This window comes from Pseudoalteromonas sp. MB41 (assembly GCF_020966275.1).
In the GTDB taxonomy this organism is placed as follows: Bacteria; Pseudomonadota; Gammaproteobacteria; order Enterobacterales; family Alteromonadaceae; genus Pseudoalteromonas; species Pseudoalteromonas lipolytica.
The window spans coordinates 207,950-222,686 of record NZ_JAJJZF010000003.1; the positions used below are offsets into that span (position 1 = coordinate 207,950).

General features: G+C 43.6%; 12 protein-coding genes. 5 read left to right on the forward strand and 7 right to left on the reverse strand.

All coding sequences use genetic code 11. The features are described 5' to 3' along the window. Positions 1-15 precede the first annotated feature (15 nt). The 4 genes from LPA49_RS06200 to LPA49_RS06215 form a co-directional block, all read right to left on the reverse strand. Positions 16-1,026 carry a cupin-like domain-containing protein gene (locus tag LPA49_RS06200; protein ID WP_065979718.1) on the reverse strand — a complete coding sequence of 337 codons (1,011 nt, stop codon included), beginning with the start codon at positions 1,024-1,026 and terminating at the stop codon, positions 16-18. Next, a complete protein-coding gene (locus LPA49_RS06205; RefSeq protein ID WP_180311059.1) occupies positions 1,026-1,751 on the reverse strand; it encodes a SapC family protein in 726 nt (241 codons plus the stop codon). The genes LPA49_RS06200 and LPA49_RS06205 overlap by 1 nt, the downstream gene beginning before the upstream one ends. 20 nt (positions 1,752-1,771) lie before the next feature. Continuing rightward, complete coding sequence (locus LPA49_RS06210; RefSeq protein WP_180311058.1) at positions 1,772-3,313, reverse strand: tryptophan halogenase family protein; 1,542 nt, start codon at positions 3,311-3,313, stop codon at positions 1,772-1,774. Between the two features lie 90 nt (positions 3,314-3,403). After that, on the reverse strand, positions 3,404-6,352 hold the full coding sequence (locus LPA49_RS06215) for a TonB-dependent receptor (RefSeq protein WP_036966267.1): 2,949 nt from the start codon (positions 6,350-6,352) through the stop codon (positions 3,404-3,406). 317 nt (positions 6,353-6,669) lie between these two features. On the opposite strand from LPA49_RS06215, the gene LPA49_RS06220 reads away from it, so the two are divergent. Beyond that, positions 6,670-7,281: a fumarylacetoacetate hydrolase family protein gene (locus LPA49_RS06220; protein ID WP_036966270.1), complete on the forward strand. Its 612-nt coding sequence runs from the start codon at positions 6,670-6,672 to the stop codon at positions 7,279-7,281. On the opposite strand, the gene LPA49_RS06225 is transcribed toward LPA49_RS06220, so the two are convergent. The 3 genes from LPA49_RS06225 to LPA49_RS06235 all read right to left on the reverse strand — a co-directional run bounded on the left by LPA49_RS06225 (position 7,244) and on the right by LPA49_RS06235 (position 9,788). Next, complete coding sequence (locus LPA49_RS06225; protein WP_051501720.1) at positions 7,244-8,158, reverse strand: hypothetical protein; 915 nt, start codon at positions 8,156-8,158, stop codon at positions 7,244-7,246. The genes LPA49_RS06220 and LPA49_RS06225 overlap by 38 nt on opposite strands. 136 nt (positions 8,159-8,294) lie before the next feature. Beyond that, positions 8,295-9,347: an aldo/keto reductase gene (locus LPA49_RS06230; protein ID WP_036966273.1), complete on the reverse strand. Its 1,053-nt coding sequence runs from the start codon at positions 9,345-9,347 to the stop codon at positions 8,295-8,297. 12 nt (positions 9,348-9,359) lie between these two features. Beyond that, complete coding sequence (locus LPA49_RS06235) at positions 9,360-9,788, reverse strand: thioesterase family protein (RefSeq protein WP_036966275.1); 429 nt, start codon at positions 9,786-9,788, stop codon at positions 9,360-9,362. A 151-nt stretch (positions 9,789-9,939) separates the two neighbouring features. On the opposite strand from LPA49_RS06235, the gene LPA49_RS06240 reads away from it, so the two are divergent. The 4 genes from LPA49_RS06240 to LPA49_RS06255 all read left to right on the forward strand — a co-directional run bounded on the left by LPA49_RS06240 (position 9,940) and on the right by LPA49_RS06255 (position 14,679). After that, entirely contained in the window at positions 9,940-10,146 is a 207-nt protein-coding gene (locus LPA49_RS06240) for a hypothetical protein (protein ID WP_075594054.1), read from the forward strand. 70 nt (positions 10,147-10,216) lie between these two features. Next, a complete protein-coding gene (gene dinB, locus LPA49_RS06245) occupies positions 10,217-11,269 on the forward strand; it encodes a DNA polymerase IV (protein ID WP_036966279.1) in 1,053 nt (350 codons plus the stop codon). 108 nt (positions 11,270-11,377) lie between these two features. Beyond that, positions 11,378-13,060 (forward strand): carbon starvation protein A, encoded by a 1,683-nt coding sequence (locus LPA49_RS06250; RefSeq protein WP_036966280.1) that lies wholly within the window; start codon positions 11,378-11,380, stop codon positions 13,058-13,060. Between the two features lie 95 nt (positions 13,061-13,155). Then, positions 13,156-14,679, forward strand: coding sequence for a leucyl aminopeptidase family protein (locus LPA49_RS06255; protein ID WP_180311057.1), 1,524 nt, complete (start codon positions 13,156-13,158; stop codon positions 14,677-14,679). The last annotated feature ends 58 nt before the right edge of the window (positions 14,680-14,737 follow it).

Here is a 14,737-nt window from a genome sequence, read left to right on the forward strand (position 1 = left end):
GGCTTTTGGCTCATTCTATCGGTTGAGTTTTTGCAGTAATAATTGTCTTATTTTTCTTGCGGTTAATTCATCAATATCAGCCAAAATACCGTGTGCAGGCTGTGCAATATGGCTGGTTAAATCGAGCTCATCAGCAAATACATAGTGATTAAACAATTGCTGCCATTTTTGTTTATGCTCTTTTGGTAAGTCCTTTATCGCCAACATGCTATGCAACATAGCATCAAAGGGGTTGGCCAAATACTCCGGAGCTTGTCGCCACCAATAATTAACTAACACATTAAATGGCTGTGTTGCACTGACTTGGTGCCACCAAAGTGCAGGAATATAAATAGCATCCCCAGGTGTTAATGTCGCTGTTTGCGCCTTTTCTGCTGCCTCTTTGAAACGTGGAAAACGCGTGAAATCAGGGTTATTAAAATCGACTAAGCTAATAGCCTGACCCGCGGGTGTAAACTCAAGAGGCCCAACATATAAATTATTTACCTGCTCAGTGGGTAGTAGGGTAAAGGTGCGCTTACCCGCAGCAACACACGCCAAGTTATCGGCATTGTCGTAATGAGCCGCAATATGACTGTGATTTCCGACCCAGAGACTTGTTAGGCAGTTATAATCGGTCACCTCTAATGGGTTGTCGAGGCTAAAGCCCGGCGCGCAGTATTCCACAGCGGTTGACCCCATATACAACGAGTCAGCCTGTGTGTGCGCTAATTTATCGACTAACTTGTCTAGCACGCTTTTAAGTGAGTCGGCGTGTTGTGAAAAATTAAGTCCCGATAAATCAGCATTATAAAAATAGCGGCCTTGATGCATAGCATCGGCACTAAAACTGCGAACAGGCGCATTATTGGCCAGCTCTAAAAGGTAGCTTAATGCCTGTTTTTCGCCTTTTTTGGCTGCTGCAACCTGAGGCCAGTGAGCACACAGCTCTCTTATCACCAAAGGCTCAGTTAAGTCGGCTAAAAACGCTTTAAGGTTGGTAATCTCTGAGGCATTGCACTCATTAATTGGCGCTGCGCTAAACATTACTGCTGCGCCCACTTCTTATTCAGTAAGTGTGGGATCTGTTCCATTGATGCAAGTACCATATAAATGGCTTGTAAGTCGCCTTGCTGTTGCAACTGTTTTAACTGTTGCGGTGTTAAATCATTTAGTGCGTGTTGATTAATGGTATAAAAACCTGTCACTGTAACTTTTTCGCCATTCTTTTGGGCATATTCGATACTGAATGCTTCCAGCAGGTTGGCGGCAAGTAGGCGCTCAAAAAAACCATTAATTGTTTGATGCTCTTGATGCAGGGTATTCAGTACTTGAGCAATGTGATTTAAGTAATCACTGTTACCGCCATGCTCAAGGAAAATGGCTTCCCCCTGACTTGTACTAACACGAGGGCTGTCTAAATCAATATGCACCACTAATGATTGCTCAGGAATTCCATTGTTATATTGCGTCTGTTGGCCTATTAAAAACGGTTGGCGCTGCATGCTAAGCGGTAAGTAACTTAGTTTTAATTCGCCTTTTTCATCAAGCAGTAGGTTTTCACTATTTTCAAAACCAAATAATGCCAATGCTTCAAACTGGCCTGTTTGTGGTTGCTTACGAAATACGATAGGTTGGTTTGCTTGTACTTTTGCAAACTCACTTGGGAAAATAGTGGCGCAGCTAATTTGATCGCCCCAGTCGGCACCGCGTGCGGTGATCACTTTCAGGTCTTTATGGCTAATATTATCAAGTAAAACGTGATTGGCCATTGGGCCTCCTAATGCTGATATTAAATAGGTTGAATACCAAATTGCTGAATATGGTTTAGCAGCTCACGATTTGTTGGTAGCTGCTGTAAAGCATGTTTGGCATGTTGTTGATTAGCAGTAAAGTGCTCAACAATTGCAGCAGGCATTGCCATGATTGGAAATTTAGGCAGCTGTTTCATGCCATAGAGCACATACTGATAACTGGCCGCAGAGAATACCTCTTGGGCACGATCAAAATCGTTGAGCCATGGACTTTGATACTGCCACAGCGCTAAATTCTCTTGCAGTTGCGCCGGTACACTTGCGGCTTCTTTATGTGCTTGCCAGTATGGACTGGTCCGTTTTGATAACACGTAATGCAGTTTTAAAAATTCGATTATGCGCTGCCAGCGATAATGGCATTGGTCATCAAAGCGTTTGGCAAGCGTAGGCATCGCTGCACGGTGTGTGGGGAAATTAGCCAGTAAATTATTAAGACCAAGCTCCACCATCACGAGTGCAGAGGCTTCTAGCGGTTCAATAAAGCCTGCTGACATTCCGATTGCTAAACAGTTTTTATGCCAAAAAGTGCGCCTGTAGCCGGGTGTAAAACGAATCTCGCGAAATGTTAATTGGCTTTGGTCTGTGCCTGGCTGGGTGCTTTCAATGTAGCGGCCAAGCGCTTGTTTGGCATCATCACTGTTGGCAAAACGACTTGAGTAAACCATACCAAGCCCACGACGACTTTGTAGGCCAATATCCCAAATCCAGCCCGCATCTTGAGCGGTGGCTTTGGTATAAGACAAAATGTCTTGTTGTGGACTTGCATAAGGTACTTGCACTGCCACTGCGCGGTCGTTAAATAGCACATCTTGTTGCTCGATTAATTCAACGCCGTAATGTTGATGTAAGAGCTTTGCGTGTGTCCCCGAGCAGTCAATAAACAAGTCGCCGGTAATTATTCCATGATCGCGTGTTTCTAATGAGCTGATGTAGCCTTCATCATCGTTATTAATGCTTTCAACATGGCTTACAATATGCTCGACATTAAGTTGAGTGGTGCAGTGAGTTTGCAATAACATCGCAAACTTTCCAGCATCTAAATGATAACCATAGTTTGCTTCGCCTTGGTAGGCGCTGTGTAGGTGGTTTTTTGGGGCTTTGTGGTGATCGCATAAGTAGGTTTGACTTGCGACGGCATGGCTAAAACTTACGGCCTCTTTATTGGCGAACCAATAGGGAGCAATGTTTAGCTGCTGATAGGCAACAGGCAAACTAAACGGGTGGTAATAATGGGTGCTGCCATCATCTTCGCACCAGCCATCAAAGCGTGAACCTTGTTTAAATGAAGCATCGCAGGTTTGAATAAAGTCACTTTCACTAATGCCGATGGTTTTCAGTGTTTGGCGCATTGTCGGCCAGGTACCTTCACCAACACCAATGGTGGCAATATAAGGGGATTCAATGAGGGTGATCTGTGCGTTATGGGTTAAATGTGGCTGTGCGGCAATTAAACCCGCGGTTAACCAACCGGCAGTTCCCCCTCCTAAAATGACCACTTTTTTTACATTATTCTGTTGCATGTTCAAAGCTACCTTAAACGCTATAAAGACAAACTAGCATATTTGTGAAAAAAAAAGCCGCTGTTGAGCGGCTTTTTTGACAACAAAATGCTAGAACGAGTAGCGGAAGCCGATGTTGTAGCGCGCACCGTACTGGTTTGCACGTAACAGCTGCTCAGAGTAACGAACGTAGGTACGTTGCGTTTCATCTGTCAGGTTTAGACCTTCAACAAACACCGTTAGCTTTTCGTTCACGGCGTAGTTCACGTTGATATCCCACTGGCCATAAGACTCAGTAAAAACAGGTGATGAGTGTTGATCAAAGCCTGTTAAGAATTCATCGCGCCAGTTATATGAAATACGCGCCGATAAGCCGTTTAAATCATAAATAGCTGAGAAGTTTGCTGAATCACTTAAGCCCGGTAAGGCAAATTGATAACCGATAGCATCTCTGTCTGCTTCAACATCACCAAATACAAACGTTGCGTTGGCTGCGATACCAAATCCAGTTTCACCAAACATGTGCTGTGCAGCAAGCTCCCAACCCCAAAGGTTAGCGGTCTCAACGTTGTTATCGCGAGATACAAAGAAGTTTGCCAGTGGGTCAGTGCTATTGCCCACAATCGGTGTGCCTTCTTCAGTGCCTTGGTTTTCGTTGATTTTATCGTGAATTGCTTGGTCAGACGGTTGCTCACCTGCCGCAGCTAGGTCTTCACGCGCTTGCTCAGCACGGTCACCAATGAATGGGTCTGTGATGCCGTCAATTGTTTCTTCTGTGGTGATGTTCACTAAGAAGTTATCAACTTGCTTACGGTAGTAACCAGCAGAAACATAGCTGCCTTCACCGTAGTAGTACTCAAGTGATAAGTCGATGTTATCGGCTGTATAAGGTTTTAAGTTCGGGTTACCTACCGCAACTTTACGTTGACCCACTTTGGGGTTACCCAAGAAAGACGTTGTTGAACGCAGTGCGCCAACAGGTGGGCGAGCTAGGGTACGACTATATGAGAAACGAGCAATCACATCTTCAACCACTTCGATGTTCATATCGATATTTGGTAAAAATTCTTTCGTGCTGCCTTCACCGTTTGAGAATGTACGCTCATCAGCATAAATGTATGACCATTCGTTGCCGTTTACCCATTCCATTGCAACAGCAGGGCGCTCTAGGCTGTTTGCTGTAACATCTGTTGATTCGTAACGTAAGCCTGCGGTAATGTTAATTGGCATGCCGTTGAATTCTGTTTCGAAGTTAGCTTGTGCATAAAATGCCGTCGTTTCTTCGCTAACACGGTGGTCATCATCAATTGGACCCGCTTGCACCTTGCCGTTTACATCCGCTGGCCAACTACATGCACCAATGCCGCCATCAGGGTGGTCACAGTCAATGCTTTCGGCGATTGCAACGATTTCATCAAAGTCAGCATCGTAGTAGTAGTTTAATAGCTTGTCGCTACCGCCACCAGAGAAGCCATCAAGTAAACCAGAGCTGTCAACACGCGTAAACATGCTGTCATCATACCAATCAGCAGAATTTAGCCACCAACCAGCCGCTAACTGACCTGAATAAGCCGTGGTAGTACGGAAATCAACTTTTGTATGTGATACACCAAAGTTAATGCTTGAAAGCGCGCCTGTGTTTTCATTGTACCAAGTACCTTTTAACTGGTACTGGTCTAGATCGTTAGTGTTCGTGTCTTTATTAACACCAGCGAATAGGGTTCCCATATCGCTTGGTAATAGCTCTGCTTGACCGTTGGTCAATGTCATATCGATCAGTGGGATTTCTCCTTGGCTGAAGTCAGCCATTTTCTCATCAATATTCACTGTTGGGTTTTCACACCATGAACACGATGTATTACCAATGATCATAAATGCATCATGGCCAAGACCAACCCCAGCACTTTCTGCTGATGAGTTGTGAGCATCAAACTCGATGTTTAAGTTATCAGTTACTTGCCAATCAATGTTTAAACCCAGTGATTTGTTTTCGTTTTCTGTGGCACCACGGTTAAGGTTTGTCGAATAATCACCACCAATTTCAGTAACTTTTGTGTAAGTGCCATTTTCGTTGATGTTCGCTGAACTTACGTTACCACCATTATTGAACCACACACCGAAACTACGACCGTCTTTTTCAAATTCAAGTTTTGAGTAGGTGTAATCGAGTGTTGCTGTAATACGGTCTGTTGGCGCGTATTGCAATACAAGTTGACCGTTAGTACGTTTACGTGTGTTGTCCGAGAAGGCATAACCGGCATTTTGTGGATACCATGTTGCCCCATCGGCACGTTGATTGTTGTCTGTTAATGCTAAATCTGGAGATGACGAAATATCAACATTCGGGATCCAGTTATCAACCGCCATTGCTTGCTCGCGGTTGTTACGCTCTTGCACTGAACCTGAAATTAAAACACCAAAACGGTCATCATTGAAAGTGTTGCTGTAAATGCCAGAAACTTCAGGTGTAATATTATCGCCAGTTTCGTTTGATGTATCATGAACCGCTTTTGCACCAATTGATGCCTTAAGACCAGGGTTCGATAATGGTTTTGCTGTAGTGATATTAACGGTTGCACCGATACCACCACTAGGTATGTCTGAACGAGCTGTTTTGTATACTTCAACACCGCTGACGCTTTCAGTCGCGATATCACCAAAATCAAATGAGCGGCCGCCCGTTGTTGGCATTTGGCGGTTGTTTAACGTGACTAAGTTAAACTCAGGACCAAAGCCACGTACAGTGATTTTACTGCCTTCACCGTTACTGCGGTCTATAGACACACCTGTAATACGTTGCAGAGATTCTGCTAAGTTTGTGTCTGGAAACTTACCGATATCTTCTGACGTGATTGCATCAACAACACCTGCAGATTGACGTTTGATATCCATTGATTTTACAAGGCTACCGCGGATCCCCGATACTTGTATTACTTCAATATCACTCGCTTTCTCGGATTTTTCTTCGGCAGCAGCTGAGTGAGGAACTAGCGCGCTTAATCCCATTGCCATGGAAAGGCTAATGGCAAGCTGCTTTTTCTTGAATAGTGTGTGGTTCATGCAAATCTCCAGATTTGGTTTTATTTTTCGTGTTTGTTGTCTAAATGTAAGCGCTTACATTCTATTGCAAAAAAAATCGCCGAACCCGATTTTTATAAATGTAACCGCTTACAATAAGTTATTAGAAAGTTAAACAATGGTCAATATAAATCACTTTTTAGTTGGCAATTAATATGTATGTTCATGTTATTATAAGGAATAATTAAGTGTAACTTTTTGGCTTTTTAACGGGTTTTGCAGCTGTTTTAGGTAAAATTAGATAATTCAATTAATGTTAATATAGTACAAAAGGTGTTGTAGATTATAAGGAACCCACAATGCACTCAGTCAAATTTGTTAACGAAATAGTGACACCAAGTAAAGTGGTGTGTGTTGGTCGAAACTATGCCGCTCATATCGCAGAGCTCAATAACGAAACACCGACCAGTATGGTGTTATTTGTAAAACCGAACAGCGCATTAACGCAGTCGCTGTATGCTAAGCACGGTTCTGAGCAATTACATTACGAAGCAGAGTTGTGTTTTTTAGTTAAAAATAAACAGCTTGCTGGTGTTGGCCTTGGACTTGACTTAACCAAACGCGATTTACAAACTCAGCTAAAACAAAAAAGCTTACCCTGGGAGCGTGCTAAAGCCTTTGATGGAGCTGCACTTTTTACAGAGTTTGTGCCAGTCAATGAGTCAGGGCAGTATCAATTTAGTCTACACATTGATGGTAAATTAGCCCAGCTTGGCGACACTCAGTTGATGATCCACACTGCTCAGCAGATTTTAGCTGAGATCAATGAATTTATGAGTTTACAGGATGGTGACATCATTATGACAGGCACCCCTGAGGGAGTGGGTAAAGTTATTTCAGGTGCCACTTTTAATGTGGCGCTAAAAGATGGCTCTACTCAAGTTCTAACCCATCAATGGCAGGCGATTTAAGTGGCGCTAAGATAAATCGTTGGTAGTAATTTAAAAAATCAGGAAAACTTTCCTCTAACCAAGCTCGTTGGTTTTGTTGATATTTTTCACTTGGTAATACGGTGTTTTTAAGCGCGTTATTAATGTCGACTAACACGCGTTGTGCATAATTATTGGGGGCGCTGGTTGAGCAGCCAATCGCACCCAGCACAACATGCTGTTCAGGGTCACCGATGGCGAGTTTTTTTATATCTTGCTGGTATTTATTATTGTAATAGTCTGCCACAAATGGGTAATCAATGGTGTAGTCAATATAGCCGTGCTCAAGCTGCGTGAGTAGTGCATAACTTGCTTGACTGCCGGTACTGCTCAGTGCTGCATAGTCATAAAGCTTAATGTTTTTTGCAATGTTATCCAGTGTGTTGCCAAACTTGCGTGCATCATTTTGACCATACATAAAGTGTGCATCCGTTAACAGCGAAATTAATGACACGGGATTACCGTGAGCTTTATAAATTTTTTCAGCTTGCTCGCTATTACTTAAGATAGTAAACGGTGGGTAAACCGTGGTCGGAATAGAGTAAGTAACGCGATGTGTTTTTTGTTCACGATGAATCATACACGCATAACAAGCCATGTGGCCTTCATCTAAATATTTACTTGCTCGCTTTTGTGGGATTGTCACCTTGGTATGTTTTATGTGTGGCAGGGCGGTGATGAGTAAATCGGTTATTTCGTTACATAAACCCGCGTGAGGAGTTGTTTCATTTTTTTCGATATAAAAAGGCCCGCTATCGTTTTCGAGCCATGTAATTGATAGTTGTTCAGAAGCATGCACATACGAGCCAAGTAATAAGCTAGAAATAACATAGAATGCTTTTTTTAGATGTTTTCTCATCGTTTACCTTACAACTCAATAACGATGATTAACTATACACCAAAGTATTGAAAATAAAATAAACAGCAATTAAAAATGGTTATATAGTATTGGTTTTGGCGGGATTAAAGCCTATCAAACGATAGGCTTTACAGCATTAAAATGGCATTGGGTAGCGATTAAATACCTGTGCTATTTTTTCAAGTGCCTCATCGGTGAGCGTCACTGAGAAAGCATCAATATTTTCTTTTAACTGCGACATTGACGTGGCACCGATGATGGTTGAACTGACACCATCGACCTGATCACACCATGCAAGCGCAAGTTGTGAAGGGGTTAGATTAAAGGCATTCGCTATCTCTACATACTCTGCGATAGCTTGTTGCGACTGAGGCGTGTCTCTAAATAGGCCATTGCGTTGTACCAGTGTCCAGCGGCTACCTTCAGGGCGCGCACCATTAAGGTATTTACCACTTAACATACCACCACCAAGGGGTGACCAAGGTAAATACGCAATATCTTCGTGAATACATTGCTCGATTAAGTAAGGCCAGTCTTTGGCATGCAGTAGACTAAATTCGTTTTGAATAGACACCATGCGCGGCAAATTATGTTGCTCACTTAAACGCAAGTATTGGCTAATACCCCATGGACTATCATCAGAAAGACCACAGTGTTTAATTTTACCGGCTTTAACACAGTCATTCAGGCCTTCAAGAATATCGAGCATACCTGCAATATTTTGCTCGGTGTCGGCATCTGAAAAACGCACAATGCCGGGCCATTGTTTACCAAAATGCGGCGAGGTGCGGTTAGGCCAATGAAGCTGATATAAGTCGATAACATCAGTGTGTAATCGTTTTAATGAGGCATCAACGGCGTTAACCACCGCTTGACGAGTGATATCTTCGCCTTCACGAACCCAAGGTAAACCATTACCGGCAATTTTAGTCGCAATAACGAGGTTTTCACGTTTATCTTTATTACGTGCAAGCCAATGACCAATAATCTCTTCGGTCTTACCATAGGTGTCGGGCGAGGGCGGTACGGCATACATTTCTGCCGTGTCGATAAAATTAACGCCTTTATCTAACGCATAGGCAATTTGTTCATCGGCATCAGCTTGGTTATTTTGCATACCCCATGTCATGCTTCCTAAGCAAACACGGGAGACGTCAATACCACTTCGGCCAAGTGGGCTATAAAGCATATTAGTTCCTTGTTAATCGTTAGAGTGGGCTTTAAGTGCAGCTAAAAGCTCATCGCTTAGTTCTGCTTTTTTACCCGTAGTAAAGTTAAACATGACAACGTGTGATGAGCCAACAGTGGTAACTGCCTTTTGGCTCTCACTGAATACGGTGTAGTGCATCATAAAGCGATCTTTTTCAATGTCACTTATGGTTACACCAACATGCACGGAATCTGGAAACGTCACGGGGCGTTTATAGCGAGCATTGTTTTCGCTGATCACCGGACCCACGCCTGTTGCTTGTAAATCTTTAAGAAAGCCTAATTGTGTAAAAAAGTCGATACGAGCGGTTTCAAAGTAACGAAAATAGACCACATTATTCACATGCTGAAGGGCGTCCATTTCACCCCATGCTACATTAATTTTTGTTCTGATAGGGTGTTGTTCTATAAACGATTGCATAGCAAATCCAGGTTAATTGTGAGAAAAGCTAGGTTAGCAACATGCTGCTTTTAGCTCAAGAAAATTAGAAAACTAAGTATATTGTGCTAACTTTATAAGTTCACGCTTACGTAAAGTGTGAGTAAATCGAACACACATGAAGGACCTAGTTATGCAGCAACTAACAGCGAAAATGATAAAGTGGGCAGTATTATTCATCTTACTGGCTCTGGCTCTACTGTGCTACAGTATGGGCACAATGTCTGGGTTTATCGTACTAATTGTCTTGGGACTTTTTCTCGAAGCCGCCTTTTGGTTATTTGGAGCACGGCTGTTTAATCGCAAAAAAACACGCGAGCAAACACGTCAAACCTCTTAGTATGTTCGCTTGCACTATCAGGTAGATTAAACAATAATAACTGTATAAATGAACAGTTGTTGTATGCCTGATGAAAAAATTCATTCATATTGATATGGATTGCTTTTTTGCTGCAGTAGAGATGCGTGACAATCCTGCACTTGCCAGTGTGCCTCTTGCGATTGGTGGGAACAGTCGCCGTGGTGTGCTTTCTACGGCCAACTATATTGCGCGCCAATATGGCGTTCGTTCAGCTATGTCTAACTACCATGCTAAACAATTGTGTCCTGATCTAGTCATTGTGCCCGGACGAATGCATGTATACAAAGAAGTCTCTCAACAAATCCGTGAAATTTTCGCTAAATACACTGACCTGATTGAACCCTTATCGCTTGATGAAGCTTATTTAGATGTTACCCAAAGCAGTGCATGCAGAGGCAGTGCGACTCTAATGGCTGAGCAAATTCGACAAGAAATTTTTACCACAACAGGCCTAACTGCATCGGCGGGTATCGCACCGATTAAATTTATTGCCAAAATAGCCAGTGATGAGAATAAACCCAATGGTCAGTGCGTGGTACTGCCTGAGCAAGTGGATAGCTTTTTAGCCAAGTTGCCGCTAGGCAAGATCCCAGGTGTAGGGAAGGTGACGCTTGAAAAATTGCAACTTAAAGGCTTATACACGGGAGCTGATGTTCGCGAAAAAGGGGTTAATTGGATGCAGCAACACGTGGGGAACTTTGGTGTTTCGCTTTATCAAAAATGCGCAGGAGAATACGTAGGTAAAGTGTCTACGGAACGCGTACGTAAATCGCTGAGTGTAGAACACACTTATGAATTCAACAAAAATAGCTTAGCTGAGTGTTTATCTGAGTTACCCCGTTTAATGACAGAGTTAGTACGCCGTTTAGAAAGGCAGCAACTGAGTAACAGAATCAACAAATTATCAGTTAAAGTGAAGTTCGCAAATTTCACAGTGACCAGTGCCGACCAAAGTCATCATCAGTTAGATGACAGCATTTTTACAGAGTTAATGAGTAAAGCGTATGAACGCGGAAATAATAAACCCGTCAGACTCTTGGGCATTGGTGTGGGAATAAAGAGTGAAGCCCACGAGCATTTTCAGTTAAGTATATTAGACTAAAGGTTAACACCTAGGTTGTTTAAAGTTTGTTAGTGTTTAGTGTGGGGTGTTGAACCATTTGTGTTCACGGCCTCTAGACAACATTATAACTACATAAGAGAGATGACTATGCAATCGGTCGTGATCGTGCTGCTCGGAATAGTCGGTATGTTATTCGGATGGTTTGTTTATTCGAAATTCATCGCCGAAAAAATCTTTAAAATGGATGATAACTTCGTCACACCTGCTCATGAGCTTGAGGATGGTGTGGATTATGTACCCACCAATAAGGTCGTGTTGTGGGGCCACCATTTCACGTCTGTAGCAGGTGCGGCACCGATAGTCGGTCCTGCTATTGCTGTTTATTGGGGCTGGGTGCCTGCCGTGTTATGGGTCGTATTTGGAACAATCTTTTTTGCTGGCGTCCATGATATGGGGGCTCTTTGGGCCAGTGCTCGCAACAAAGGTAAGTCGATGGGGGCTTTGTCTGAAAGCGTCATCGGTAAGCGTACCCGTGCGTTATTTATGATTGTGGTATTTTTAGTGCTACTGATGGTGAATGCGGTGTTTGGGGTTGTTATTGCTAAATCATTTGTATCCCAGCCAAATGCGGTTTTTCCTGCTTGGTCAGCCATTGTTGTGGCCCTTGTTATAGGCCAGTTACTGCGCCGTAAAGTTTCTTTAATTCCTCTGTGTTTAATTGGTGTCGGTATCCTTTATTACACCATTTATCTTGGCAGTAGTATGCCCATTGCGTTGCCAGATGAGATGTTTGGCTTAAGTGCAAACGCAAACTGGATCATTATCTTGTTCATCTACGCTGCAATTGCTTCTTTACTGCCTGTGTGGATGTTATTACAACCTCGCGATTTTATTAATGGTATGCAGTTGCTGGTTGGTTTAGTGCTTTTATATGGCGCGGTCTTTATTTCAATGCCAGATATCACCGCACCTGCATTTAATACGCAAACGGCAGTGGATACGCCGAGTATTATTCCGCTGTTGTTTGTCACCATAGCCTGTGGTGCAGTATCGGGTTTCCATGGAATCGTGTCATCAGGTACCAGCTCTAAACAGTTAAACAAAGAAACTGACGGTCGCTTTGTTGGGTATTTAGGTGCTGTGGGCGAAGGCATGCTTGCACTTATTACGCTGGTAGCGGTAAGTGGTGTCGCATTGGCTGTATCACCTGAAGAATGGCATGAAATTTACAGCCACTTAGGAGCGGGGAGCGTGAGTGCCTTTATCAACGGGGGTGCAAACTTAATCGAAAGTGGTTGGGGTATTTCACAAGAAGTCGCGTCGACCTTACTTGCGGTAATGGTGGTGCTATTTGCAGGCACGACAATGGACTCTGGCGTTCGTTTACAACGCTACATTATTCAAGAGTGGGGTGATATTTATAATATCAGTATTATTCGCAATGGGATTGTCGCAACGCTCGTCGCTGTGCTGTGCTGCTTGCTACTTGCCTTTGGTGCAGGTGGTGCCGATGGCAGCGGCGGAATGATCATTTGGCCGCTGTTTGGCTCTACCAACCAAATCCTTGCAAGTTTAACGTTACTGGTTATTTCGGTAATGTTAATCAAAGCGAATCGTCCAGCGAAGTACACGTTAATACCGATGAGCTTTGTACTGGTAATGGCATTTTTCGCGGGTGTGATTAAGCTAGGTGAATATTACCAACAAGGCAACTGGTTACTTGTAACACTCGATTTACTGGTACTGGTGATCAGTGTGCTGGTGATGCTAGAAGCATGGTCTGTCATTGTGAAACATCGCAAAGACAACCAATCTGTGTCAGAGCAGTAAACTTTGCTTGCCAGCCGCTCATTTGCACGGCTGGCAATAGCGCGTTAAATCAATGATAATAAGGTCCTATGTTTCTAACAGCAGGACCTTTTTTTATGGCATACCCTCATGCAGTTGTCGCCTCTCAATTAGCTGATGCAGATCACGATGCATTGATTATTATCGGTGATAATTTTTCGTCTTTAGCCGATGCAAGCTTAAGCCACGCTATCAGTGCTCAACAAGCCATTGATGCACGTATCTCTAAGCAAGTCACATTACTTGTGATTGACTCAAAGCGCGTTATTTTAGCGCCTACAGGTCCGCTTAATCGCGATTATGACGATGTACGTCGTTATTTTGATGCTGCTAAATTAGCCGTGCTAGAAGCAAAAGCTTCGGGCAGCACCAAGCCTGCTATTTTACTTGCGAGTGCACACCACGATGCGCGTTACAAACATGCACTTGAAGTTGCCTTTTTAGGTGCTTGCCAAGCATTATGGCAGCCACTTGAAGCGCGTGAGTTTCATGGCCAAGCGATTGAGCCAATCAGTCAAATTAGCTTAGTGGGTGCTGATGAGGCCATGGTTAAAGCATTGAATGCAATTGCCGCAGGCCAATATGCTGCGCGTGACTTATGCGGTACAGAGCCTGAGCGCATGGCACCGCCACGTTTTGCCGATTATTGTGTTGAGTTATTTGCGGGCAGTAAAGTGTCTGTTGATGTGATTTCAGATATCGACACTATCGATAAAGATTACCCAATGATGAGCACTGTAGCGCGTGCATCATACGCTGTTGAGCGTCATCATCCACGTGTTGTTAAGCTTGAATATGTTCCTGAGGGTGACATTGAGCGTACGTTAATGTTCGTTGGTAAGGGGCTTGTTTATGATACCGGTGGTGCCGACCTTAAAGTGGGTGGCTTTATGGCGGGTATGAGCCGCGATAAAGGTGGCGCAGCATCGGTCGCTGGTTTTATGAAGTCAGTGGCTGATTATGCACCTAAAGGTGTCAAGGTGATTGCTTACTTAGCCGTGGTTCGAAACTCAATTGGTTCTGATTGTTTCGTGCCTGACGAAATCATTACGTGCCGTGAAGGCGTTCGTGTACGCATCGGTAATACCGACGCAGAGGGGCGTTTAGCAATGGGTGATTTACTCAGTGAAATGAAAGACCGCGCATTAAATGAAGTAAATCCAGAGCTATTCACTGTTGCAACGCTAACAGGTCACGCAGCACGTGCGATGGGTCCTTACAGCGCTTATGTTGAAAATGGACCCGCTCGTCAAGCGCAGGTTTCACGTAAAATTGCTGATTTAGGTGATTTATGGGCTGATGGCGCAGAGGTCTCTCGCAGCCGTCGTGAAGACTACGACTTTGTTAAGCCTCGTACATTAGCCGATGATGTACTTTCGAGTAACAATGCACCGTCAGCTGTGACTGCACGTGGACACCAGTTCCCAATGGCATTCTTAGCGATTGTAGGTGGTTTAGATAAGCATGGCACTGAATCAGCACACCCATTACCGTATGTTCATATGGACATCGCGGGCAGTGGTGTAGAAGGCGGTGATTGGCAACATGGTAAGCCAACCGCAGCAGCTGTCAGCAGTTTATTTGCACGTTATTGCTTGTAATATTTAAGCATTAAAAAAGCCCCGCAAAAATGAAGCGGGGCTTTTTTTCGTTAAAATT

What these genes read in the sequence shown, in the direction of transcription:
- LPA49_RS06205 (WP_180311059.1), bottom strand. Translation starts at nt 1,751, where the DNA reads ATGGCCAATCACGTTTTACTTGATAATATTAGCCATAAAGACCTGAAA.
- LPA49_RS06230 (WP_036966273.1), bottom strand. Translation starts at nt 9,347, where the DNA reads ATGCTTTATAGCCCACTTGGCCGAAGTGGTATTGACGTCTCCCGTGTT.
- LPA49_RS06200 (WP_065979718.1), bottom strand. Translation starts at nt 1,026, where the DNA reads ATGTTTAGCGCAGCGCCAATTAATGAGTGCAATGCCTCAGAGATTACC.
- LPA49_RS06215 (WP_036966267.1), bottom strand. Translation starts at nt 6,352, where the DNA reads ATGAACCACACACTATTCAAGAAAAAGCAGCTTGCCATTAGCCTTTCC.
- LPA49_RS06210 (WP_180311058.1), bottom strand. Translation starts at nt 3,313, where the DNA reads ATGCAACAGAATAATGTAAAAAAAGTGGTCATTTTAGGAGGGGGAACT.
- LPA49_RS06225 (WP_051501720.1), bottom strand. Translation starts at nt 8,158, where the DNA reads ATGAGAAAACATCTAAAAAAAGCATTCTATGTTATTTCTAGCTTATTA.
- LPA49_RS06250 (WP_036966280.1), top strand. Translation starts at nt 11,378, where the DNA reads ATGCAATCGGTCGTGATCGTGCTGCTCGGAATAGTCGGTATGTTATTC.
- LPA49_RS06235 (WP_036966275.1), bottom strand. Translation starts at nt 9,788, where the DNA reads ATGCAATCGTTTATAGAACAACACCCTATCAGAACAAAAATTAATGTA.
- LPA49_RS06220 (WP_036966270.1), top strand. Translation starts at nt 6,670, where the DNA reads ATGCACTCAGTCAAATTTGTTAACGAAATAGTGACACCAAGTAAAGTG.
- LPA49_RS06255 (WP_180311057.1), top strand. Translation starts at nt 13,156, where the DNA reads ATGGCATACCCTCATGCAGTTGTCGCCTCTCAATTAGCTGATGCAGAT.
- LPA49_RS06240 (WP_075594054.1), top strand. Translation starts at nt 9,940, where the DNA reads ATGCAGCAACTAACAGCGAAAATGATAAAGTGGGCAGTATTATTCATC.
- dinB (WP_036966279.1), top strand. Translation starts at nt 10,217, where the DNA reads ATGAAAAAATTCATTCATATTGATATGGATTGCTTTTTTGCTGCAGTA.